The following is a 22,437-nucleotide window of genomic DNA, read 5'->3' as shown; positions in this document are numbered from 1 at the left end:
CGAGCGGCGTGCCCGTGCCCGTGCCTGTGCCTGTGCCTGTGCCTGTGCCCGTGCCTGTGCCCGTGCCCATGCCTGTGGGCGTGCCCGTGCCCGTGCCTGTGGGCGTGCCGAGCGTGCGCGCCGCGGCCGGTCGGCGCCGGCCCGAAGTTCCGCCCCGCGGGGTCCTTCCCCGCCGCCGGATCGCGGCCGTGGCCGCCGCGCTGGCCGCGCTGCTCGCCGGGTCCGCCGCCGCGGCCCCGCCCGACCCGCTGCTCGCCCCGCGGCTGGACGCCCGGGCCGCCGTGCGGGAGCGACCGGGCATGTGGATCGGCGCCTCCGTCGCCCGCGGCGAGCGCGCCGTCGTCGTGGGGTCGCCCCGGCGGTTGGTCGCCGAGATCGCGGCGCTGGCCGATCGCGCGGGCCGCACGGTCACGAGGGTCTGGGGCGGGTACGGCGGCGCGGTGGTCCTCGTGCCGCGCACCGAGGAGCAGGCCGCCGTGCTGGCCGCGCCGGCGAAGGTGGACGATCTGGCGGCCGTCGCCACCGGCGGCCGCGTGATCGTGCAGCCGGCGGCGTTCGCCCGCCTGTCCGCGACCGGCCGCATGGTCGTCGTGACCCATGAGCTGACGCACGTCGCGACCGCCGGCCCCCCGACGGTGCCGATGTGGCTCAAGGAAGGCTTCGCCGACTACGTGGGCTATCTGGACAGCGGACTGCCGGTCCGCACGATCGCCGCCGAACTCGCCGCCGACGTCGCCGCCGACGGGGCCACCGACGAGGCCGCCGACGGGACCGCGGACGGGGCCGCCGACGGGACCGCCGGGAGGGCGGCGCTGAACGCCCTGCCAGGGCCCGCCGACTTCGCCGCCAGACCCGCGCAGGCGTACGAGGAGGCGTGGCTCGCCTGCCGCTACATCGCGGCCCGGTTCGGTGAGCGGAGGCTGGTCGCCCTCTACCGCGCCACGCTGCGCGAGGGGATCGGCCCGGCGCTGCGGGAGGTTCTCGGGCTGACCGCCGACGGCCTGACCCGCGAATGGCGGTCGTACGCCCGCGAGCGGCTCGCCCGGCCCTGACCTCCGTGAGGGCGCCTGATTCCGTGAGGTGCGGGCACGACCACGGCTGCGACAATGCGTTCTCGGGCGGCGCGGGCGGACCGCGCGACCATGCCGGCAGCGGGGGTGAGGATGACGAAGCGGACGCTGATCGTCACGAACGACTTCCCGCCCAGACCGGGCGGCATCCAGGCGTTCGTGCACGGCCTCGCCTCGCGCAGGCCGCCCGGCTCCGTGGTCGTGTACGCCCCGCGCTGGAAGGGGTGCGAGGAGTTCGACGCGCGCCAGCCGTACGAGGTGGTCCGTCATCCCTCCTCGCTGATGCTGCCGACGCGCTCGGTGGCGAAGAGGGCGGCGGCGCTGGTCGAGGACGGCGCCACCGTCGTCTTCGGGGCGGCGGCGCCGCTGGGGCTGCTCGCTCCCGTCCTGCGCGCCGCGGGTGCGGGCCGGATCGTCATGCTCACCCACGGGCACGAGGCGTCCTGGGCCCGCCTGCCGGGCGCGCGCGCCCTGCTGCGCCGCATCGGCGCGGGGGCCGACGTCGTGACCTACCTCGGCGACTACACCCGTCGCCGGATCGCGCGGGTCGTCTCCGCCTCCAGGCTCGTACGGCTCGCGCCCGGCGTGGACACCGCCGTCTTCCGCCCGGGGGCGGGCGGGGACCGGGTCCGCGCGTCCCTGGGCCTGGACGATCGGCCGGTGGTCGTGTGCGTCTCCCGGCTGGTGCCGCGCAAGGGCCAGGACGTGCTGCTGCGGGCCTGGCCGCTCGTCCTGCGGCGGGTTCCCGGCGCGGTCCTGCTCCTGGTCGGCGGTGGCCCCTCGCGGCGGACGCTGGAGCGGACGGCCGCCCGGGCCGGGCTGCGCGGCTCGGTGGTCGTCACCGGGTCCGTCCCCTGGGCGTCCCTCCCGGCCTACTACGACGCGGGTGACGTGTTCGCCATGCCGTGCCGCAGCAGGCTCGGGGGGCTCGACGTCGAGGGTCTCGGCATCGTCTACCTGGAGGCGTCGGCCACCGGACTGCCGGTGGTCGCGGGCTCCTCCGGCGGCGCCCCCGACGCCGTACGGCACGGAGAGACGGGCCTGGTGGTCGACGGCACGTCGCACACGGCGGTGGCCGGCGCCCTGGGCGACCTGCTGGCCGACCCGGCCCGCGCCCGCGAGATGGGGCAGCGGGGCCGGGCCTGGATCGAGGAGGAGTGGCGCTGGGACCTCGTCGCGGCCCGGTTCGCCGCACTGCTCTGACCTCGTCTCCCGCCTGACACTCCCGTGCCACTTCGCGATCTCGACGCGACCACGGCGGAGGTGACCGGCGAGGCCGGGCACCAGTCGACGAGGCCGAGCACCAGGGGAAGGCGTCGGCGGCTCAGCCGGTGAACACCTCCACGAGGAGGAAGCCGTTCAGCGCGCAGATCACGCCGGCGACGACGACGCCGGCGACGGTGGTGAGGCGGCGGTTGACGAGATCGCCCATCAGCTTCCTGCTGCCGGTGAACGCCACGAGCGGGACCAGGGCGAACGGGATGCCGAAGGACAGCGCGACCTGGCTCAGCACGAGCGCCCGCGTGGGATCCACCTCGGCGGCCAGGACCGCCATGGCCGGGATGATCGTGACCAGCCGCCGCGCCAGGAGCGGCACGCGGCGGCGCAGGAACCCCGCCATGATCACCTGCCCGGCGTAGGTCCCCACGCTGGAGGAGGCCAGGCCCGAGGCGAGCAGGGCGAGCGCGAACGCGACGGCCGCCCCGGGGCCGAGGACCCGCCCGAGACCCGCGTGGATGGCCTGCAGGCTGCCGGGATCGCCGCCGCCGAACGTGGCGGCGGCCACGGTCAGCATCGCCATGTTCACCAGCCCGGCGGTGCCGAGGGCGACCGCGATGTCCGTCCTGCTGGCCCGCACGGCCTCCCGGCGACCGCCGTCCGCGCCCTGGTGCTGGGTGAGGGCCGAGTGCAGGTAGACGACGTGGGGCATGACGGTCGCCCCGATGATCCCGGTGGCCAGCAGCAGGCTGTCGGTCCCGGCCAGGCGGGGCACGAAGCCGCCGGCCACGCCCGCGAGGGATCCCGACAGCAGCACCTGGTAGGCGAACCCGGCCAGGACCACCCCGAGCATCGCGGCGACGGTCGCCTCGAACCGGCGGCGTCCGCGCGGCGCGAGCATGAGCAGCAGCGAGGAGACGACGGCCGTGACGGCCGCGGCCGGCAGCAGCGGCACGCCGAACAGCAGGTTCAGGGCGATCGCCCCGCCGATGAACTCGGCCAGGTCGGTGGCGGCGGCGACCAGCTCGGCCTGCACCCACAGCGGCAGGCTCACCCGGCGCGGCAGGTGGTCGCGGCACAGCTCGGGCAGGTTGCGGCCGGTGGCGATGCCGAGCTTGGCCGAAAGCGCCTGCACGAACATGGCCAGCACGTTCGCGAGGGCGATCACCCACAGCAGCATCGTCCCGTACTGGGCGCCGCCCGCCATGTTGGTCGCGAAGTTGCCCGGATCGATGTACGCCACGGAGACGACGAAGGCGGGACCGCACAGGCCGGCCAGCCGCGCCAGGCGGCCCGGTGCCGCCCGCCCCTCGGCGGGTGCGGCGGGCGCGGGCCCGTTCAGGGGACGGCGGGAGTCGAGCACAAAAGCCTCACAGGAAACACGAAAGCCTCACAGGCGGGAAATATGGCGTGCGGCACGGCGGCTGCCCCACGCCGGCCCGGGTGCGTTCTCCGGCGGCCGCAGGCGGCAGCCCCGCGGTGCGGTGCGGCGCCTGCGGAACGGCGCAGACGCCGTGGGCCGAGCGTGGCGCGGGGCCGAGCGTGGCGCGGGGCCGAGCGTGGCGCGGGGCCGAGCGTGGCGCGCTGGAAAGGGCGGAGGCCGGTGTCCGACCGGCCTCCGCCTGTGCGTGCCGGCTCGACGGGGCTCGGTCAGGTGAGCTTGTCCTTGAGCTTGCCCATGGGGCCCACCTCGGTGCCGAGGGCCGGGCTCTTGGGCTCGCCCATGCTGCCGTCGTAGGTGTCGTAGAGCTTCGGGTCGGGCGGCGGTGCCATCGCGAGGTCCCCGAGCGGCTCCGGGTTGAGGAGATAGGCGAACTGGTGGCGGCCGTCGGGCTGCGGCCCGCTCGCCCAGCCGCCCGCCTGGGCCTCCGCGCCGTCGGACAGGTCCCAGATCGTCTCGGCGTGCTCGGCGTGCTCCTCGTCGAACAGCGCGTCGGGCACGACGACGTCCTCCAGGCCGTCCGTCCGGAGTTCCTCGATGGCCTTGAGCCACAGGTTCTGGTGCAGGGTGTCGCGGGCGAGGTTGAACTTCAGCATGTCCTTCACGCCCCGGTCGTCCGTCATGTGGTAGAGCCGGGCGGTCTGCAGCCTGCCGTGCGCCTCTGCCGCGACGTTCGCGTGGAAGTCCGCCAGCAGGTTGCCGCTCGCGACGATGTAGCGGCCGTTCCAGGGGTATCCGTTGCTGTCGGCGGGCAGGGGGCCCCCGCCGGCCACGATGGCCTGCTGCGGGTCCATCCCGCCCAGGACCGCGCCGACCACTGGGTCGGCGGTGGCCATCTTCGTGACCGCGGTGGAGGGCGCTCCTTCGAGGAGGCGGGCGACCATCGTGGCGAGCATCTCGACGTGCCCGATCTCCTCGGTGGCGATGTCCATGATCAGGTCTTTGTACTTGCCGGGCATGCGGCAGTTCCAGCCCTGGAACAGGTACTGCATGGTGACCGTCATCTCACCGAAGGCGCCGCCGATGAGCTCCTGGAGTTTGCGCGCGTACACCGGGTCGGGCTTTTCTGGCTTGGCCTCGAACTGCAGGCGGCGGTTGTGCCGGAACATGGGACTCCTCGCGTGGGAAACCACAGGGAGCCGCAGGCCTTAAGCGGGCGAAGGGTGCGACCCCGCTGGTGCAAGTGGTGGGGGGCACGCATAAATCCCAACACGTGGCGCAACGGGACCACAGGAGCGACACCTAACGAAGGGCCCAATGGATGGACAGGTGCCGCCCCATGCCCTGATTGGGTGCGAAGAGCCAGCTGTCCGCGCATATACGACACAGCGCCGCGCGCGAGCGGGTCAGGAGGAGCGCGGGCCGGTCGGTCAGGCCTTGCGGCCGATCCCGCCGGCGACGCAGACGCCGCCGAGGTCGAGGGGGTGGCTCACGGGTTCCTCGGGACGCCACTCGGGCACGTGCACCACCCCGGGTTCGACCAGGTCGAGGCCATCGAAGAACCGCACGATCTCGGGCATGTCCCGGGCCCGGCCGGTGCCGAGCATCTGCAGCAGCACCGCCTCCAGTTCGCGCATCTCCGGCGCGCAGGAGCAGAAGTGGGTGAGCTGCATGTAGCTGCCCGGGGCCAGGCGCGCCTTGTAGGTGTCCACGAGGCCGTTCGGGTCCTCCGCGTCGGCGAGGTGGTGGACCACGGCCACCAGCAGCAGGCCGATGGGACGGGAGAAGTCGAGGAAACCGTCGACCTCGGGGTGGTGGAGGATCACCTCGGGCTCGCGCAGGTCCGCGGTGATCACGCGGGTACGCTCGTCGGTCTGCAGGATCGCCCGCGCGTGGGCCAGCACGATGGGGTCGTTGTCCACGTAGACGACCTTCGCGGCGGGGTTGATCCGCTGCGCGACCGAGTGGGTGTTGTCCATCGTGGGCAGGCCCGAGCCGATGTCGAGGAACTGGTCGATGCCCTGCTCGGCCATGTACTTCACGCCGCGGAACAGCATGGCCCGGTTGTTACGGGCGCCCTCGCCGCGGTCGGGGAAGTGCCGCATGCCCTCCGTGGCGACCGCGCGGTCCACGGCGAAGTTGTCCTTGCCGCCCAGGAACGCGTCGTACACCCGCGCGATGCTGGGCTTGGTCGTGTCGATCTCCGGCGGGAGGTAGTCGGGATCGCGGTGCGTCCAGTTCCAGTTGCCGACCCTGTCGCCCATCGCCCGCTCTTCTCCAGTCTCGATCATGGATGCGTCTGGAGCATAACCAAGCGAAGCGCAACATTGCGGGGCAACAACGATATTTTCGGCGGTCCTCGCGTTTCATCGGGCATCGCCGCAGGTCGTCTTCAGCCAAGGGCTTAGAAGACCCGCACCGATAGATCCGATCCAGCTGCCCGATTCACGCTGCGTCTCAGGCCGCGCGGCCGTTGTCGCGCTCCGCGCGGGCGGTGCGCCGAATCGGTCGAAACTTTTCATTGACCATCGACATGTTTCGGCGCACCCGCTCGGTCAGTCGCCGTACAGCTCGTCGATCTGCTTGGCGAAGTCGCGGGCCACGACGTGCCGCTTGATCGACTGCTTCGGCGTGACGTGTCCGGTCTCCTCGCTCAGCTCGATGTCGAGGATGCCGAACTTCTTGATCTGCTCGGCCTTGGAGACCATCCGGTTGGCGTCGTCCACCGCCTGCTGCACCTCCGCGACGACGCCCGGGTCGGAGCAGAGCTCGGCCATGGAGGCGCCGGAGCGGCCGTTGGCCTGCTTCCACTGCTCCATCGCCTCGTGGTCGAGAGTGACGATCGCCCCGATGAACGGCTTGCCGTCGCCGACGACCATGACCTGACTGATCAGGCGGTGCGCCCGGATGGCGTCCTCCAGCGGCGCGGGCGCGACGTTCTTGCCGCCGGCGGTGACGAGGATCTCCTTCTTGCGGCCGGTGATGCTCAGGTAGCCGTGTTCGTCGAGGCGGCCGACGTCCCCGGTGTGGAACCAGCCCTCCGGGTCGATCGCCTCCTTGGTGGCGCGCTCGTTGTTCCAGTAGCCGTCGAAGACGTGGCGGCCCTTCACCAGGATCTCGCCGTCGTCGGCGATGCGGATGCTCACGCCCGGGAACGGCTTGCCGACCGTGCCGATCTTGTTGGCGCCCGGGATGTTGACGGTCGAGGGCGCGCTGGTCTCGGTCAGCCCCCAGCCCTCGAACACCTCGATCCCCACGCCGCGGAAGAAGTGGCCGAGCCGCTCGCCGAGGGCCGAGCCGCCGGAGACCGCCGCGGTCAGCGCGCCCCCCGTGGCCGCCCGCAGCTTGCCGTACACGAGCTTGTCGAAGGCCGCGTGCTTGAGCCGCGCGCCGAGGCCGGCCCCGCCGGAGCTCTCGGCCCTGCTCCACTCGATCGCGGTCCGCACGGCGGCGTGGAAGATCTTGCCCTTGCCCTCCGCGTCGGCCTTCTGCTCGGCGGCGTTGTAGACCTTCTCGAACACGCGCGGCACGCCCAGCAGGAACGTGGGCTTGAACTCCCGCAGGTCGGGGGCCACGTTCTTCATGTTCGGGCTGTGCGCGAGCACCGTGCCGGTCTCGATCAGGACGATCTGGATGAGCCGGGCGAAGCTGTGTGCCAGGGGGAGGAAGAGCAGCGCGGCCCTGCCCTCCACGTCGAAGAGCGCCTCAAGCGGCCCGCGAGAGACGTTGCGCGCGGTGAACAGCAGGTTGTCGTGGGTCAGGCGGCAGCCCTTCGGCATGCCGGTGGTGCCGGAGGTGTAGATGATCGTGGCGAGGTCGAGCCCGCCCCGGCTCGTCCGGCGCTCGGCGAGCGTGTCGTTGGTCACCTCCGCGCCGAGGCGCTCCAGCTCGGCGACCCCGCCGCCGTCGATGCGCCACAGCAGCGGCAGCCCGGGCACGGCCTCGCGGACGGTCTCCTCGTGCGCGGCCGTCTCCACGAACGCGGCCTTGGCGCCGCTGTCGGTCAGGATCCACTTCACCTGGTCGGCGGAGGAGGTCTCGTAGATCGGCACCCCGACCGCGCCGGCCGCCCAGATGGCGTAGTCGGCGACCGTCCACTCGTAGCGGGTGCGCGACATCAGGCCGACCCGGTCGCCGGGCTCGATCCCGGCGGCGATCAGTCCCTTGGCGACGGCCGCCACCCGGTCCCTGAACTGCGCGGCGGTGACCGGCGTCCAGGGCGCGGCCGGGTCCTCGCCCTCCTTGCGGCGGATGACGACGGCGTCCGGCTCGTCCACGCCGCGCTGGAACACCACGTCGGTGCAGTTCGCGGACGGGGGCACGTCCACCAGCACGGGAACGCTGAACTCGCGCACGGGCCACTCCTTGGGGCACGGCCGCGCGACCCCCGAAGCGCAGGGCGGGGACCGCGTTGCGGGCATGACTCTTTGTGTCCCACCGGACGCTACCGTGGGATGTTACGCATGGGTAGGTCCGTCACCCAGGCGTTATCCGGGGACGAATCGACGCTATCAGTGTCCCCCCGCGCGGCGGGCCCGACACCTTTCCGTTACCCAAGCGGATGCTAGGTAAAGCGGCCGTTACCATGTCCCCCATGCGCATCCACGTCGTCAGCGACGTCCATGGCCGGGCCGACGCGCTCGCCCGTGCGGGCGACGGGGCCGACGCCCTGATCTGCCTCGGCGACCTGCTCCTGTTCATCGACTACGCCGACCATTCGCAGGGCATCTTCCCCGGCCTGTTCGGCGCCGACAAGGCGAGCGAGTACGTGGAACTGCGCGCGGCGGGCCGCTTCGAGGAGGCGCGGCAGCTGTCGGCCGGCCTGTGGGCCTCCCTCGACGGCGACCCCCGCGACCTCATGGAGGCGGCGGTCCGCCGCCAGTACGAGCAGATCTTCTCCGCCATGCCGACGCCGGCCTACCTCACTTACGGCAACGTGGACATGCCGCGCCTGTGGGCCGACCACCTGCGGCCCGGGCAGCGGGTCCTGGACGGCGAGGTGATCGAGATCGGCGGGCTGACCTTCGGGTTCGTCGGCGGAGGCCTGCGCACCCGCTACCGCACGCCGTACGAGATCGACGACGAGGAGTACGCGCGCAAGGTCGAGGCGGTCGGCGAGGTGGACGTGTTGTGCTGCCACATCCCGCCCGCCATCCCCGATCTGCTGTACGACGTGGTGGCCCGGAGGTTCGAGCGGGGCAGCGAGGCCACGCTGGAGGCGATCAGAAGGACGCAGCCCCGCTTCGCGTTGTTCGGCCACGTCCACCAGCCGCTGGTCGGCCGCACCCGTGTCGGGCGCACGGAGTGCGTCAACGTCGGCCATTTCCGCGGCCGTGGCACGCCTTTCGCCCTGGAATGGTGAAGTACGGTTGGCGCATGGCTGATCGCACTTCGTCGAGCATCACGATCGGCGCCGGCCGGTCGACAATCATGGCCGTCGTCGCGGACTTCCCGGCCTATCCGGAGTGGGCCGGCCAGGTGAAGAAGGCCGAGGTCCTGGAGACGGGCGCGGACGGCCGGGCCTCCCGGGTCCGCTTCGTCCTCGACGCGGGCGTGATCAGCGACGAGTACGTCCTCGGGTACGACTGGGACGACGACGCGGGCGTGAGCTGGCGGATGGCCGAGGCCGGGAAGATGGTCTCGGGCCTGACCGGCAGTTACCGCCTGACCGACAACGGCGGCGGCACCGAGGTCACCTACGACCTCGCCGTGGACCTGAAGGTCCCGATGATCGGCATGATCAAGCGCAAGGCCGAGAAGGTCATCGTCGACACCGCGCTGAAAGGGCTCAAGCGGCGCGTCGAGAGCCGATGAGGATCCTCCTGTTCACCGGCAAGGGCGGGGTCGGCAAGACCACGGCGGCCGCCGCGACCGCCACGCTCGCCGCCGAGCGGGGCGGCAAGACGCTGATCGTCTCCACCGACACCGCGCACTCGCTCGCCGACGCGCTCGGCGTGCCGCCCTCGGCTGAGCCGGTCGAGGTCGCGCCCGGCCTGCACCTGCAGCAGGTGGACAGCCAGAAGTCGCTGGAGCGGCACTGGGGTGAGTTGCGCGACTACGCCGGCAACGTGCTGGCCGAGCTCGGTCTCGACGAGATCACCGCCGAGGAGATCACCGTGCTGCCCGGCGCCGAGGAGATCCTGGCGCTGCTCGAACTGCGTGAACAGGCCCGCACCGGCCGCTGGGACGTGATCGTCGTCGACTGCGCCCCGACCGCGGAGACGCTGCGCCTGCTCGCTCTGCCGGAGGCGCTCGACTGGCACGTCAACCGTCTGCTCCCCGCCGGCAGGCGGATGCTCAGGGCGCTGTCGCCGTTCATCCGGCACGTCGCCAAGGTGAGCGTGCCCGAGGGCGAGGTCGTCTCGGCGGGGGAGCGGCTGCACCGCGGCCTGCTGGAAGTGCGCGCGCTGCTGACCGGCGACGACGCGTCCGTGCGGCTCGTGCTGACCCCCGAGGCCGTGGTCGTCGCCGAGGCCCGCCGCACCCTTACCTCGCTCAGCCTGTACGGCTACCGCGTCGACGCGGTGATCGCCAACCGGGTCTTCCCCGCGGAGGGCGCCGACGAGTGGCGGCTGGGCTGGGTGGAGGCCCAGGCCAGGCAGCTCGCCACGGTGCACGAGTCGTTCGCGCCGCTGCCCGTTCTCACCGTCCCCTATCTCCCGGCGGAGCCGGTCGGGACCGCGGCGCTCTCGGGCCTCGCCGCGCGGATGTACGCGGACCGGGATCCCCTCGCGCGCCCCGACGTCGAGCCGCCGCTGAAATTCACGGCCGACGAGCTGGCGCTGTCCCTGCCGCTCGCGGACCGGGACGACCTCGACCTCGCCCGCAAGGGGGACGACATCATCGTCACCGCGGGGCCCTATCGGCGCGTCATCACCCTGCCCGCCGCCCTCGCCCGGCGTGAGATCTCCTCGGCCGCGCTCCGGGACGGCCGGCTCCGGGTACGGTTCGAGGCAGGAGGGGCGAAATGACGGATTCGAACGACACCACTCCGCGCAGCCGGGACCCACTCGGGTCGGCCGCGGAGGAGGCGATGAAGCTGCTGGACGCCGTGCAGCGGCGGATGGGCCGCGAGTTCGGCAAGGGGCTCGTGAAGGGCGGCGTGAGCGGCTTCGGATCCGCCTTCGGCGGCGCCGGCGCGAGCGACCGGGGCGGCGACGTGTGGAGCGAGGCCGTCTCGGAGGACCACGACGAGTACGTCTGCCGGGCCTGCCCGGTGTGCCGGGTCATCGCGGCGCGCCGCGAGTCCGGGGGCGACGTCACCGGCCACCTGATCGCGGCGGGCGGAGAGCTGTTCACGGCGTTCCGGGAGGCGGTCGACGCCCTGCAGCGCCCCCTGGCGAGCGGCGGGGCGCGACCGGCCGGGGAGCGCCGCTCCGGCGAGCCGAAGGTCGAGCACATCGATCTGGGCTGACGGGCCGGTCGAAGGCGGGTGAGGGCGGGTGAGGGCGGGTGACGGCGGGATTGCCACAACCCGTCTTGATCGGCTTCAATCGGCGCGGCGTGATGGCTCGGGCGGGTGACGGCCCGGGCGCTCGCGGATCGGGCGTAAGCGGATCGGGCGGAAGGAAGACGGCATGGCGCTGACCATCGGTGTGGACGTGGGCGGTACCAAGATCGCGTATGGTGTCGTCGACGAGCACGGCGCCATCATCGAGCGCGGCCTGCGGCACAGCCCGGCAGGCAGCCCGGAGAAGATGGCGCTCACGATCGCCGATGCGGTGACCGAGCTCGCGGCACGGCACTCCGTCGAGGCCGTCGGCATCGGCGCGGCGGGCTTCGTCGACGAGACCCGATCGGTCATCCGCTTCGCCCCCAACCTCGCCTGGCGCGAGGAGCCGCTGCGCGAGAAGGTGGGCGAGCTGGTCGGCCTGCCGATCGTGGTCGAGAACGACGCCAACGCCATGGCCTGGGGCGAGTACCGCTTCGGCGCGGGCCGGGGCGAGAGCCACGTCCTGTGCGTCACCGTGGGCACGGGCATCGGCGGCGGCATCGTGCTCGGCGGCGAGCTCTACCGCGGACGGTGGGGGATGGGCGCCGAGTTCGGGCACATGCAGGCGGTGCCGGGCGGCCGCGCCTGCGGCTGCGGCAACGAGGGCTGCTGGGAGCGGTACGCCAGCGGCAGCGCGCTGCTGATGGAGGCCAGGAACAACGCGCAGGCCGACCCTGAGGGCGCCGCGCACCTGCTGCGGCTCGGCGGCGGCTCGGCCGAGGGCGTCCAGGGCGAGCACGTGACCGAGGCGGCGCGCCAGGGCGACCGGGCGGCGCTGGCCGCCTTCGAGTCGCTCGCCCGATGGCTCGCCCAGGGGCTGGCCGACATGGCCGCGGTCCTCGACCCCGGGTGCTTCATCATCGGCGGCGGCGTCTCCGGCGCCGCGGACCTGTTCGTCGACCGGGTGCGCGAGGAGTTCGCCGCGCGGCTGACCGGCCGGGGCCACCGCCCCCTCGCCGAGATCAGGGTGGCCGAGATGGGCCCGTCGGCGGGGCTGGTGGGAGCCGCCGACCTCGCCCGGCTCCGCTGACGGCGTGCTGCGCGTCGCCACCTACAACGTGCGGGGACTGAAGGACGACAGGAAGGCGCTGGTCCGGGTGATCCGGGCCCTGCGGCCCGACGTGCTGTGCCTGCAGGAGGCGCCCCGCCTGCCCGGCTGGCGGCGGGAACGGTGGGCGCTGGCCCGCGCGGCCGGTCTGTCCGTGGCCGCCGGAGGCCGCGTCGGCGGGACCGCCGTGCTCACCGCCCCGGCCGTACGGCTCCTGCACGGGCGGGGGCACCGCCTGCGGTGGTTCCCCGGGCTCGAATGGCGCTCCACCGCGCTCGCCGTCGTGGAGAAGACGGTGGAGAAGGACCGCGAGAGGTACGCCGTGTGCTCGGCCCACCTCGACCTCCAGGCGGGGGCGCGCCTGAGACACGCCTCCCAGATCGTCGCGCTCCTGGAGCGCGCGGCCGGGGAGTTCGGGGCCGCGCCGGTGCTCGCCGGGGACCTCAACGAGATCCCCGGCGCCCCGGTCTGGCGTCTTCTCGGGGGCCGCTACACGGACTGCTTCACCGCCGTGCGAGGCCCCGCGCCGCGGATCGGGGCGGACGAGGACGAGAGCCGGGCCGGTGCGACGTTCCCGGCCCGCGATCCCCGGGTGCGGATCGACGCGATCTTCGCGGGCCCGGGCCTGACCGTCGTGTCGTACGGCGGCGCGGCCGTCCCGGCCGAGGACCTGACCGCCGCGAGCGACCACCGGCCGGTCGTCGCCGAGATCGCCCGCACGCCGTCCGCCCGGGCCTGACACGCGGCTGCGGGGCCGGGCCGCTGCTGGGCCACAGCCCTGCGGATTCCGCTCGGCCGGAGACGTCCGGAGGCGCGTGGAGACGGTCGCGTACCCGCGTCGGCGGGTAATCGGATTCGCGGCCTGTGTGACGGGGAGTGGCCGGGCCCCCGTACGATCGTTTCATGACCCGCCGCCTCATACGGCGTGCGGTGCCGTTGTGTGTGCTGTCCGCCGGCCTGCTGGCCGGGCTCCTCCCGCGCGCCACACCGGTCGCGCACGCTGGGACCGCACGTGCCCAGGCGGAGCGCAGCCCATCGGGGGACGAGGCCGCACAGGACGAGGGCTCCTCCACGGGACGGCTCCAGCCCGACGGCTCGCTGTCCGACGTGGCCGGCCTGTCGGTCAAGGACATCTGGGCCGTGGGCCAGCAGAACGCCTGGGACTTCTGGCGCAACCAGGGGATCATCACCCACTGGAACGGCTCCTCCTGGAGCGAGGTGCCGATCCGGGGTGACGCCACCGGCGCCGGCCATCTGCGGTCGATCGCCGCCGCCTCCGCCGCCGAGATCTGGGCCGTCGGCGATGGCCACGACGGCCTGCCGTACGTGGCGAAGGGCTCGCGCGACGGGTTCGACCGCGTCGGCGTGCCGCAACTGCGCACCGGGGACTGGCTCGGCGGGGTCGCCGCCTCGTCCGGGAGGGTGGTCGCGGCCGGCAGCCGGGACGGCAAGACGTTCCTGCTGAGCAGCAGTGGCTCCTCCAAGGGCACGACCTGGAGGACCGACCAGGGCCCCGCGGGCGCGCTGTACGGCGTGGCGCTCGCGGGCCGGTCGGACGGCTGGGCGGTGGGCGACTCCGGTTCCGGGCCGTTGGCCATGCGCCTGACCGGCAGCGGGTGGAAACAGGCCGCCCTGCCGGCGATCAAGGGCGGCTTTCTGCGGGACGTCTACGCGGACGGCCGCAAGCGCGCGGTCGCGGTCGGCGGCGTCTACCAGAGCGGCGGCGGCATCGCCCCGCTGGTCCTCGACTGGGACGGCAAGCACTGGAAACGAGTGACGCCGCCGGAGCGGCGCGCCGAGCTCTACGGTGTCACGGGGGACGGCGACGGCGTGTTCTGGATCTCCGGGTACGACCCGCGGCATGAGGCCGAGGGCTTCCTTCTCCGGTACGACGGATCGCACTGGACCACGCTGCGGGGCACGGCGCCGGACGAGGAGCGAACGGTGCGGCTCCAGGCGGTCGCGCACGTCGGCGACCTCACCATGGGCGTCGGCCACACGCTGGACGACAAGGGCCGCTACACCGACCTGGTGGAGCGGTTCGGCCCGCCTCCCGCCGACGCCGGCACCGTGAAGGCGGCCGGCGAAGCCGAATGAACACCGGCGGGCCGTGACCGGCCGTGGTCGTGGCCCGGACCGGCGGGGAACAGGCGCCGCGGTCAGACGACCGCGCCGTCGTCCCAGCCGGAGTCGGCAGGAGGACCGTCGCCCATGCGCACGACGAGGATCACGAACCCCGCGATGAACGCCGCCACCGCGGCGAACACGATCCAGCCGTCCATTGGCCACTGCAGCAGGGCGGCCAGGAGCAGGTAGGCGGGGCCGCCGAACAGCGCCAGCCAGGAGAGCCTGCTGAGGGTGTCGCCGTGCGGAAGCGGCGGAGGGGCCGGTGGGATGTAGTGGTCGTCGGACGGGGCGGAAGCCCGCACCTCGCCGGTGCCGTCGCCGGTCCCGTCGTCGTCCCGGATCCCGTCGCCGGGAGCCGCGTCGCCGGTGGCGCCGTCGTCCTCGCCCGCGTCGGGCTCCTCGGTGACGTTCTCCCGGTCAGGCCATGGTTGTTCGGCCGAGGCGTCCTCGGCTGTCTCATTGAACGAGGCGACGATCTGGCGCCAGACCTCGTCCTCGTCACTTTGCGGCGTCACGTCGATCCCGGCTCACAAGTCCTTCGTCAAGGGTACCGAGGCGTGGGAGCGGATGAACTCCAGACTCCCTTCGAAGATCACAGGCGCGTCGTTGTCGAGGGTGGCGACGTGATAGCTGTCCGCCAGCTCTCTGACCTCCAGATTGTTTCCCATTCTCGCCCGCAGGAACGCGACGCTCCCCGGCTTTACCACGTGGTCGTTCCTGCTGTGGAACACCAGCACCGGCTGGGTCACCTTCGCGATGTCGGACTGGACGAGCCTCCACAACCGGGGCAGCGTGGACGCGGCCCGGACGGGTGTGCGCGGATAGCCCAGCTCGCTCACGCCCTCCTTCTTGATGTCGCCCGCCACCCCCGGGGTCGAGCGTACGACGTACTTGAGCGCCGGGGCCAGGTGCAGCAGCGGCACGTCGTTGATCACGGACGGGTTGACCACCACGACGCCCGCGACGGCGTCACCGTGGACCTCCGCCAGGCGCAGCGCCATGCAGGCGCCGAGGGACAGGCCCATCACGAACGCCTCCGCGCACCGCCCGCGCAGGTCGGCGAACGCCTTGTCCAGCTCGGCGTACCAGTCCTCCCACCGCGTGCGGCTCATCTCCTGCCACGTCGTTCCGTGTCCGGGCAGGCGCGGCAGGGACACCGTCATCCCCGCCCCGGCCAGGTGTTCACCCCACGGCCGCAGCGACTGCGGCGAGCCGGTGAACCCGTGACAGAGCAGGACGCCGATGTCGCCGCCGTCGTGGTGATACGGCTCCGCGCCGGGCAGCACTGGCATGGGTGACCTCCGTGAAACGGCGGCGTGTTCCGCCCGATACTCGCACGTTGGTCAGCGTTAGTGCGAGAGGGCAGGGCGTGCGAAGATGACTGCACATCCGAGCCGAGGGGGTGCCCGCGTGTTTTATTGGGTGGTGAAGGCCATCATCTGGCCGATCCTCCGCTTCGTGTTCCGCCCCTGGGCCGAGGGGCTGGAGAACGTGCCGAAGGAGGGCCCGGTCATCCTGGCCGGCAACCACCTGTCGTTCGCCGACCACTTCTTCGGCGCCGGATTCCTGCCGCGCAAGGTGATTTCTCTGGGCAAGGCCGAGTATTTCACCGGCCGCGGGCTCAAAGGAATGGTGAGCCGCGCTTTCTTCTCCGGCGTCGGCACCGTCCCGATCGACCGTTCCGGCGGCAAGGCGAGCGAGGCGGCGCTCCGCACCGGCCTGCGCATCCTCAGGGAGAACCAGGTGCTCGGCATCTACCCCGAGGGCACCCGGTCGCCCGACGGCCGCCTCTACAAGGGCAAGACGGGCGTGGCCCGGCTCGCGCTGGAGTCCCGGGCGCCGGTGATCCCATGGGCCATGGTCAACACGTTCGAGATGATGCCCCCCGGCCGGCCGCTCCCCAAGTTCGGCATCCGCCCCGGCGTCCGGTACGGCAAGCCGCTCGACTTCTCCCGCTATTACGGCATGGAAAACGACCGCCTCGTGCTGCGCGCGGTCACCGACGAGATCATGTACGCGCTGATGGAGCTGTCGGGTCAGGAGTACGTCGACAAGTACGCCGCGGCGGCCAAGACGGAAACGACCGGGGCAGCTCGCGAGAATTCCTAATACTTCCGGACCGGACGGGTAACGTGGCGGTGTTCGCCGCGCACATTGGGACGTTCAGACACGTTCGGATCGGAAGGCGTAGGAGCATGCCAGCACGCAGGCACCGCGCATGGGCCCAGCCCGGCGCGGCGAGGAACGGAGCGGACGACGGACCGGGCGGCCCGTCCACGACTCCGGCGAGCAGGTCCGCCGCGTCCGGCGGGGCCGTGGTCCGGCACCCCGCTCGTGGATGCCCCGCATGAGCGTCCGGGAGGAGCAGCAGGCCGACACCGGGTATCTGCCGCACCGCCAGATCCTGGTCGTGCTCTCCGGTGTGGCGGCCGGAATGCTGCTGGCCGCCCTCGACCAGAGCATCGTCGGCACGGCCCTGCCGCGCATCGTCAGCGAACTCGGCGGCCTCGACAAGCTGTCGTGGGTGGTCACCGCCTACCTGCTCACCTCGACCGCGGCGACCCCGCTGTGGGGCAAGATCTCCGACCTGTACGGCAGGCGGACGATCTTCCAGGTCGCCATCGGCATCTTCCTGCTCGGCTCGGTGCTGGCCGGGCTGAGCCAGAACATCGGCCAGCTCATCGGGTTCCGGGCGATCCAGGGCCTGGGCGGCGGCGGCCTGATGGCGCTGGCGTTCAGCATCATCGGTGACGTCATCCCGCCGCGCGAGCGCGGCCGGTACCAGGGCTACTTCGGGGCCGTCTGGGGCACCTCCAGCGTCGCCGGGCCGCTGCTGGGCGGCTTCTTCACCGACGGCCCCGGCTGGCGGTGGATCTTCTGGATCAACCTGCCGATCGGGCTGATCTCACTCGTCGTGACCTCGGTGGCGCTGCGGATCCCCTTCACCCGCCGCAGCCACCGCATCGACTACCTGGGTGCGGCGCTGATCGTGGCCGGGGTGTCGTGCTTCCTGCTGTACCTCGACTGGGCGGGCGGCGAGATGGGCTGGACCGCTCCCGGCTCGCTGGCCCTGCTGACCGGATTCGTGGCGCTCGCGGCCCTGTTCGTGTTCGTCGAACTGCGGGCGGCCGAGCCGATCCTGCCGATGCGGTTGTTCCGCAACAAGATCTTCAGCGTGGGCAACGGCTTCAGCTTCCTCGCGGGCCTGGCGATGTTCGGCGGCATGATCTTCCTGCCGGTCTATCTCCAGGCGGTCCAGGGCATGTCGCCGACCGTGTCGGGCTTGGCGCTGCTGCCTGCGGTCCTCGGCATCTTCTCCACGTCGATCACCTCCGGCCAGATCATGAGCCGGACCGGCCGATACAAGATCTTCCCGATCCTGGGCGGGGCGGTCCTCCTGGTGGCCATGTGGCTGCTGTCCACGATCAAGGTGGACACGCCGTACTGGCAGGTGGCGGTCTACGCCTTCCTCTTCGGCGCCGGGCTCGGGTTCACCATGCAGACGATCGTCACGGCGATCCAGAACGCGGTGGAGCGCAGCGACATGGGCGTCGCGACCAGCTCGGCGACGTTCTTCCGGATGATGGGCGCGGCCATCGGTACGGCGATCATGGGTGCGGTCCTCACCAACCGGCTCGCCCATCATCTGACCGCCGAGTTCGGCGGCAGGATGCCGCCGGGGCGCGTGGACGCCAACAACGTGCAGGCGATCCAGCAGCTGCCGCCGCCGGTCAAGAATCACGTGCTGGTCGCGTTCACCAACGCGATCGACGACGTGTTCCTCGCCAGCCTGCCCTTCGTCGCCCTCGCGCTGGTCGTGGCCTTCTTCCTCAAGGAGATCCCGCTCGCCTCGCGGAGCACCGAGGGCCCGGCCGCCGTGGGCTGACCCCGCGTCTAGCCGGCGGCGTACGGCCCGGGGTGGGCGGTTCGCCGCCGGCATGGCGAGTGGTCTCGCACAGAGCGGGCTCAGGCGAGGTGGGAGCGGATCTCGCGGATGTGTGCCGGGGTGGTGCGGCAGCAGCCGCCGACGTAACGGGCGCCGTGCGCGGCCCACCCGGCCGCCGCCCTGCCGAACTCGACGGGATCGGCGAGACCCAGCCAGCGCCGGTTCGCGGCGTCCCAGGTCTCGCCCGAGTTCGGGTAGACGATCGAGGCGCCGTGCTTGATCAGCTCGGGGATGAACCGCGGCGCGGTGCAGTTGACTCCCACGGCGACCACCTGGGGGAGGTCCGCGAAGACCGCCGCGCACTCCTCGAACGGCGTCCCGTCGCTGACGTGCTCGCCGTCCCGGCAGGAGAAGGTGACCCACGCCCGAACGGACGGCGTCTCGCGCAGGAGCCGCGCGAGCGCCCGCGCCTCGGCGTGCGAGGGGATCGTCTCGCACGCCAGCAGGTCGGCCCCTGCGTCGGCGAGGATCTCGAACCGCTCCCGATGCCACTCGGTCAGGCCGTCCTCGTCGAGGTCGTAGTCGCCGGTGTACTCCGCGCCGTTGGCCAGGTAGGCGCCGTACGGTCCGACGCTCGCGGCGACGAGCCCGTGCCCGGCCTCGTCCCGCGCCTGTACGGCGAGCGTCACCGACAGCCGGATGAGGTCGCGGGCCCCCTCAGAGGTGAGGCCGTGCCGTACGAACCCGGGGACGCTCGCCTGGTAGCTCGCCGTGGTGGCGACGTCGGCCCCGGCCCTGAAGTAGTCGAGGTGCGCCTGACGGATGACGCCGGGATCGTCGGTGAGAAGCCGTGCCGACCACAGGTCGTCGCTCAGGTCGCAGCCGAGTGTCTCCAAGTGCGTGGCGAGGCCGCCATCGAGGACGATTGCGTTCATATCGGGCAACACTACGTGCTCATGCGGGGTACGGGCGTGGCGGCGTCGCCGGCGGTAGGACCAGGGCTGGGACCAGTGCCCGGGCGCCTCCGGCGCCACCCTCCACGGCGCTCTGCCCGCCACCCTTCACGGCGCTCTGCCCGCCACCCTTCACGGCGCTTTGCCCGCCGCCCTGCACGCCGCTCTGTACGCCGCGATCGCCGGACCGGCCCGGGCTCTTCCGCTGGCTGAGGCCGAAGCACTCTCCGGGAGAGGAACCGATCGGGGATCCCATGCGTTGGCGGCACATGGGGCTGAAAGGGCTCATCAATCGGTTGCTGCGCCGCCGGTCTCCCGTCCCCGCAGGTGGACGCGACGATCGGCCCGACACGGGAGGGGTGAGGGAGCCGCGGCGTCCCGCACCCACCCCGCCGTCCGATGTCATTCGCCTACCCGAACCCTCGTAGGGGAGGGGCTTCGCCCAGGGCGAAACCCGAACCGGTGCGGCCGGGCCCGGCTTCCCCGCCGGCGTCCCGGCCGTGCTGCCCGCCGGTGTCCAGGCCGTGCTCCCGGCCGTGCTCCCGGCCGTGCTGCCTGCCCTGCCGCCTGCCACGGTGGCGACCTCTTGCGTGCCGGCTCACGACCGCTTCCAGAAGGGACGCCGGCCTTTCTCCGCGCCGGACGCGGAGCCCGGGGACGTGGAGCCCGGGGGCGCGGGAGACGTGGAGCCCGGGGATGCGGTAGACGTGGAGCCCGCGGATGCGGATGCGGAGCCGCCGGTGAGGGTGGTCAGCAGGTCGGTCGTCCGCTGCCAGAGCTCGTCGAGTGAGACCTCGGCCCACTCGGCCCTCTCCAGGTCGGCGGCGAGCACGGTGAGGTCAGGGTGGCCGCCCACCATCTGGTCGACGACGCGCAGGCGACTGGCGAGATCCGCCAGATAGCGCCGCCGCTCCCGCTCGGGCAGCGACTCCGCCTGACCCAGCTTCGTGAGCTCCTCGGCCAGCAGCGGCCGGATGCCGTCAAAGTCTGTGACCGGTGCGGTCCCCTCGCCGGTATGGGGAAGGAAACGGCCGATGGAGAAGCCGCGGGCGGCCCGTCTGGGAGCCGGTGTGGGCGCGGCGGCGAAAGGCGGGGCGGGGGGTGCGCCGGGCGGCGGGGCCGCTGCGACGGGCCGGTCCGCCGCCGAGCCGGGAGGCGGTCCGGTCGTGGCGAAGGTGGCCATCTTCGCCATCATCGGAGCGCCCGCCGCCATCAGCGGCATCGCGGTCGGCATCTCCCAGCCGCTCGGTGGTTCGACCGGCTGGATCACCCGATGCGCCGGGCCGCCTTCGCTCGTGACGCGGGTGTCGACGGCCACGAAGGCGGTGAACCGGCACAGCACGCCGAAACGCAGCGAGGTGTCGACGATCCGCTGTTCGAGGGAGTGGTCTCCCGTGGCGTACCGGTCCTCCAGACCGCGCAGATGCGCCCGCGCCCACACGGCCCGGGCGGCCGGGCCGTGGGCGGGACGGCCCTCGATCCGCTCCTCCCAGGGCCGGCCGTCGGCCGTGCGGCCCTGCACGGTGAGGGCTCCGGCGGGGCGTTGTCCCCGGTAACGCCCGCTCACGACCAGAGGGACGCCGGGGTAGAGCGAACCGGCATGCGTGACGGTGTCCGCCACGAGGTCCATGCCCTCGGCCTTGAGCGCGACGTCCGTCACCAGCGGCGAGCCGATGCGGCGGTGAATATGCTCCATCGCCGCGTCGAGCCGGTCCTCCGACTCGACCAGTTCGCACCGGCCCGAGCCGAGCAGGGCCAGCCGTCCGAGGAACCCGGCGTTCACCGCCCTGTCGATGCCCACGGTGTGCACCCGGATGCCGTGCAGCCGGGCGCCGATGCGTTCGAGGATCTCGTCCTCGTTGCCCACCTGGCCGTCGGTCACCAGGACGAGCACCCGATCCCGCGCCTGCTCGCGGGACAGCCCGGATTCGCCGGGCCGGTCGTCGTCCTCGCGGAACCGGCCGGAGTCCGTGCCGGTGGCCGCCCCCGGGGCGGGCGCGTCCTGGCCGTCGAGCAGCCGCAGCGCCTCCTGCAGGGGGGCGAGCATCTCCGTGCCCCCTCGGGCGTCGAGCCGGGACAGGTGCTCGACGGCGCGGTATCGGTTGCGGTCGCTCGCGTCCACCAGGCCACCCGAGAAGGCCCGCTCCACCACCGAATCGAACGAGAGCACGGCGAACCGGTCATGCCGGGTCAGCGTGTCGACGATCCGGGCGGCGGCGCGGCGTGCGGCCACCATCTTCCAGCCCGTCATGCTGCCGGAGCGGTCGAGCAGCAGGACGACGTCACGGGACGCGGTCCGGGTGGCGTCCTCCTGCGGCGGCAGCAGGGTCAGCACGAAGGTTCCTTCGGAGCCCGTCGCGTCCTTCGCCACGCCCTCTGCCGTGTCCGTCGCCCTGCCCTCCGCAGGGCCGCTTCCGTCGGCCGTGCCCGCTCCGGGCGAACCGGTGTCCGCAGCGTCGTCCGGGACGAGCGCGAGCGACGAGGATGCGTCGAACGCCAGGCGCAGGATGAAGTCACGGTCGAGCCGCTCGCCGGGCAGCAGCCTGATCGTGTCGCCCTCCCGGCCGACCTCGTGCAGGCTCGAACGGATCTCCCGCAGACCGAGCCCGGCGGGGTCGATCGTCGTCGCGAGCGACAGCCGTACGGGATAGGGGAAGCCGGGAAGCAGGACGGGCGGCGTGATCCGGGAGGCGTCGGGCACGGCGTCGGTGTCGGGCGCCACGCCGCCACCGGCCGCAGGCCCGGGCAGCGGAGCGCCGGGAATGTAGCGGGGCGCCACGACCAGCGGGAAGCGGAACTCGGCCGCGCCGTCCTCGTAGGGAAGCGGCTGGCTCAGCGTGAGGCGGATGACCACCCGCTCTCCGGGGACGATGTTGCCGACCCTGATCGTGAACACATCGGGCCGGTCCTCCTCGGCGATCGCCGCGCGCCTGCCCTCGGCGAGGGCCCGGTCGTAGTCGGCCCGTGCCTGCCCGCGCTCCTTGAGCACGCCGTCGACCACCCGGTCGTCCGCCTCCATCCGGAAGGCGGTGACCGCGGCCCGCGGCGGCAGCGGGAAGACGTACGTCGCCTCCAGCGACACGTCGAAGGCATTGCGGAAGGTCTGGACGACCTCGACGCCTGCCACCAGTCCGGTGACGTGGGCGGAGACGTCCACGCTCTCCAGCGGGAGGTTCCCCTTCTCGGTCTCCAGCGCTCCGAGCCCGGCGTCCGGCACGGGCCGGCATTCCTCCGGCCGCAGAGGTGTGATGGGAACGGTCAT

At 72.7% G+C, this 22,437-nt stretch carries 19 protein-coding genes; 11 read left to right on the top strand and 8 right to left on the bottom strand.

The genetic code is table 11. The features are described from left to right. Positions 1-86: 86 nt before the first annotated feature. Both ACGFIB_RS02175 and ACGFIB_RS02170 read left to right on the top strand, forming a co-directional pair. On the top strand, positions 87-1,052 hold the full coding sequence (locus ACGFIB_RS02175; RefSeq protein WP_393367898.1) for a hypothetical protein: 966 nt from the start codon (positions 87-89) through the stop codon (positions 1,050-1,052). Positions 1,053-1,163: 111 nt separating this feature from the next. Beyond that, complete coding sequence (locus ACGFIB_RS02170) at positions 1,164-2,273, top strand: glycosyltransferase family 4 protein (RefSeq protein ID WP_357239930.1); 1,110 nt, start codon at positions 1,164-1,166, stop codon at positions 2,271-2,273. A gap of 121 nt (positions 2,274-2,394) precedes the next feature. Here ACGFIB_RS02170 and ACGFIB_RS02165 read toward each other — a convergent pair whose 3' ends face one another. The 4 genes from ACGFIB_RS02165 to ACGFIB_RS02150 form a co-directional block, all read right to left on the bottom strand. Beyond that, positions 2,395-3,651 (bottom strand): Nramp family divalent metal transporter, encoded by a 1,257-nt coding sequence (locus tag ACGFIB_RS02165; protein ID WP_393367896.1) that lies wholly within the window; start codon positions 3,649-3,651, stop codon positions 2,395-2,397. Positions 3,652-3,938: 287 nt separating this feature from the next. Beyond that, positions 3,939-4,838 carry a manganese catalase gene (locus ACGFIB_RS02160; protein ID WP_142568453.1) on the bottom strand — a complete coding sequence of 300 codons (900 nt, stop codon included), beginning with the start codon at positions 4,836-4,838 and terminating at the stop codon, positions 3,939-3,941. A 261-nt stretch (positions 4,839-5,099) separates the two neighbouring features. Continuing rightward, positions 5,100-5,960, bottom strand: a complete 861-nt coding sequence (locus ACGFIB_RS02155; RefSeq protein WP_357239937.1) for an SAM-dependent methyltransferase — start codon at positions 5,958-5,960, stop codon at positions 5,100-5,102. 264 nt (positions 5,961-6,224) lie between these two features. Further along, positions 6,225-8,024, bottom strand: a complete 1,800-nt coding sequence (locus ACGFIB_RS02150) for an AMP-dependent synthetase/ligase (RefSeq protein WP_393367893.1) — start codon at positions 8,022-8,024, stop codon at positions 6,225-6,227. 239 nt (positions 8,025-8,263) lie between these two features. Between ACGFIB_RS02150 and ACGFIB_RS02145 the strand changes: the two genes are divergently transcribed. From ACGFIB_RS02145 to ACGFIB_RS02115, 7 genes are all read left to right on the top strand, one after another. Continuing rightward, complete coding sequence (locus ACGFIB_RS02145; protein WP_393367891.1) at positions 8,264-9,031, top strand: metallophosphoesterase family protein; 768 nt, start codon at positions 8,264-8,266, stop codon at positions 9,029-9,031. 14 nt (positions 9,032-9,045) lie between these two features. Continuing rightward, complete coding sequence (locus tag ACGFIB_RS02140) at positions 9,046-9,483, top strand: SRPBCC family protein (RefSeq protein ID WP_142568456.1); 438 nt, start codon at positions 9,046-9,048, stop codon at positions 9,481-9,483. Then, positions 9,480-10,640: an ArsA family ATPase gene (locus ACGFIB_RS02135; protein ID WP_357239943.1), complete on the top strand. Its 1,161-nt coding sequence runs from the start codon at positions 9,480-9,482 to the stop codon at positions 10,638-10,640. The genes ACGFIB_RS02140 and ACGFIB_RS02135 overlap by 4 nt, the downstream gene beginning before the upstream one ends. Further along, positions 10,637-11,083 (top strand): hypothetical protein, encoded by a 447-nt coding sequence (locus tag ACGFIB_RS02130; protein WP_393367888.1) that lies wholly within the window; start codon positions 10,637-10,639, stop codon positions 11,081-11,083. Before ACGFIB_RS02135 ends, ACGFIB_RS02130 begins: the two co-directional genes overlap by 4 nt. Positions 11,084-11,246: 163 nt before the next feature. Next, positions 11,247-12,191, top strand: a complete 945-nt coding sequence (locus ACGFIB_RS02125) for an ROK family glucokinase (RefSeq protein WP_142568459.1) — start codon at positions 11,247-11,249, stop codon at positions 12,189-12,191. 4 nt (positions 12,192-12,195) lie between these two features. Further along, entirely contained in the window at positions 12,196-12,948 is a 753-nt protein-coding gene (locus ACGFIB_RS02120) for an endonuclease/exonuclease/phosphatase family protein (RefSeq protein WP_357257902.1), read from the top strand. A gap of 164 nt (positions 12,949-13,112) precedes the next feature. Next, positions 13,113-14,306, top strand: coding sequence for a hypothetical protein (locus tag ACGFIB_RS02115; protein ID WP_393367885.1), 1,194 nt, complete (start codon positions 13,113-13,115; stop codon positions 14,304-14,306). A gap of 62 nt (positions 14,307-14,368) precedes the next feature. Here the strand turns inward: ACGFIB_RS02115 and ACGFIB_RS02110 are convergent, their stop codons facing one another. Next, positions 14,369-14,851, bottom strand: a complete 483-nt coding sequence (locus tag ACGFIB_RS02110; RefSeq protein ID WP_393367883.1) for a hypothetical protein — start codon at positions 14,849-14,851, stop codon at positions 14,369-14,371. Between the two features lie 12 nt (positions 14,852-14,863). After that, a complete protein-coding gene (locus tag ACGFIB_RS02105; RefSeq protein WP_357157493.1) occupies positions 14,864-15,628 on the bottom strand; it encodes an alpha/beta hydrolase in 765 nt (254 codons plus the stop codon). Positions 15,629-15,746: 118 nt separating this feature from the next. Between ACGFIB_RS02105 and ACGFIB_RS02100 the strand changes: the two genes are divergently transcribed. Next, positions 15,747-16,445 (top strand): lysophospholipid acyltransferase family protein, encoded by a 699-nt coding sequence (locus tag ACGFIB_RS02100; RefSeq protein ID WP_142568463.1) that lies wholly within the window; start codon positions 15,747-15,749, stop codon positions 16,443-16,445. Between the two features lie 238 nt (positions 16,446-16,683). Next, positions 16,684-18,222 carry an MDR family MFS transporter gene (locus ACGFIB_RS02095; RefSeq protein ID WP_357239962.1) on the top strand — a complete coding sequence of 513 codons (1,539 nt, stop codon included), beginning with the start codon at positions 16,684-16,686 and terminating at the stop codon, positions 18,220-18,222. An 80-nt stretch (positions 18,223-18,302) separates the two neighbouring features. On the opposite strand, the gene mmuM is transcribed toward ACGFIB_RS02095, so the two are convergent. Further along, positions 18,303-19,157, bottom strand: a complete 855-nt coding sequence (gene mmuM, locus ACGFIB_RS02090) for a homocysteine S-methyltransferase (protein WP_142568465.1) — start codon at positions 19,155-19,157, stop codon at positions 18,303-18,305. 616 nt (positions 19,158-19,773) lie between these two features. Continuing rightward, positions 19,774-22,437 (bottom strand): VIT domain-containing protein, encoded by a 2,664-nt coding sequence (locus tag ACGFIB_RS02085; protein WP_393367879.1) that lies wholly within the window; start codon positions 22,435-22,437, stop codon positions 19,774-19,776.

This window comes from Microbispora bryophytorum, from assembly GCF_043197435.1.
Lineage (GTDB): Bacteria > Actinomycetota > Actinomycetes > Streptosporangiales > Streptosporangiaceae > Microbispora > Microbispora bryophytorum.
Note: the sequence above shows the minus strand (reverse complement) of the source record. Positions and strands in the feature narration are given on the sequence as shown.

Coding starts and splice junctions, on each gene's coding strand:
- ACGFIB_RS02125 (WP_142568459.1), top strand. CDS start 11,247: ATGGCGCTGACCATCGGTGTGGACGTGGGCGGTACCAAGATCGCGTAT.
- ACGFIB_RS02105 (WP_357157493.1), bottom strand. CDS start 15,628: ATGCCAGTGCTGCCCGGCGCGGAGCCGTATCACCACGACGGCGGCGAC.
- ACGFIB_RS02170 (WP_357239930.1), top strand. CDS start 1,164: ATGACGAAGCGGACGCTGATCGTCACGAACGACTTCCCGCCCAGACCG.
- ACGFIB_RS02140 (WP_142568456.1), top strand. CDS start 9,046: ATGGCTGATCGCACTTCGTCGAGCATCACGATCGGCGCCGGCCGGTCG.
- ACGFIB_RS02155 (WP_357239937.1), bottom strand. CDS start 5,960: ATGATCGAGACTGGAGAAGAGCGGGCGATGGGCGACAGGGTCGGCAAC.
- ACGFIB_RS02095 (WP_357239962.1), top strand. CDS start 16,684: ATGAGCGTCCGGGAGGAGCAGCAGGCCGACACCGGGTATCTGCCGCAC.
- ACGFIB_RS02160 (WP_142568453.1), bottom strand. CDS start 4,838: ATGTTCCGGCACAACCGCCGCCTGCAGTTCGAGGCCAAGCCAGAAAAG.
- ACGFIB_RS02130 (WP_393367888.1), top strand. CDS start 10,637: ATGACGGATTCGAACGACACCACTCCGCGCAGCCGGGACCCACTCGGG.
- ACGFIB_RS02135 (WP_357239943.1), top strand. CDS start 9,480: ATGAGGATCCTCCTGTTCACCGGCAAGGGCGGGGTCGGCAAGACCACG.
- mmuM (WP_142568465.1), bottom strand. CDS start 19,157: ATGAACGCAATCGTCCTCGATGGCGGCCTCGCCACGCACTTGGAGACA.
- ACGFIB_RS02115 (WP_393367885.1), top strand. CDS start 13,113: ATGACCCGCCGCCTCATACGGCGTGCGGTGCCGTTGTGTGTGCTGTCC.
- ACGFIB_RS02145 (WP_393367891.1), top strand. CDS start 8,264: ATGCGCATCCACGTCGTCAGCGACGTCCATGGCCGGGCCGACGCGCTC.
- ACGFIB_RS02085 (WP_393367879.1), bottom strand. CDS start 22,437: ATGACCGTTCCCATCACACCTCTGCGGCCGGAGGAATGCCGGCCCGTG.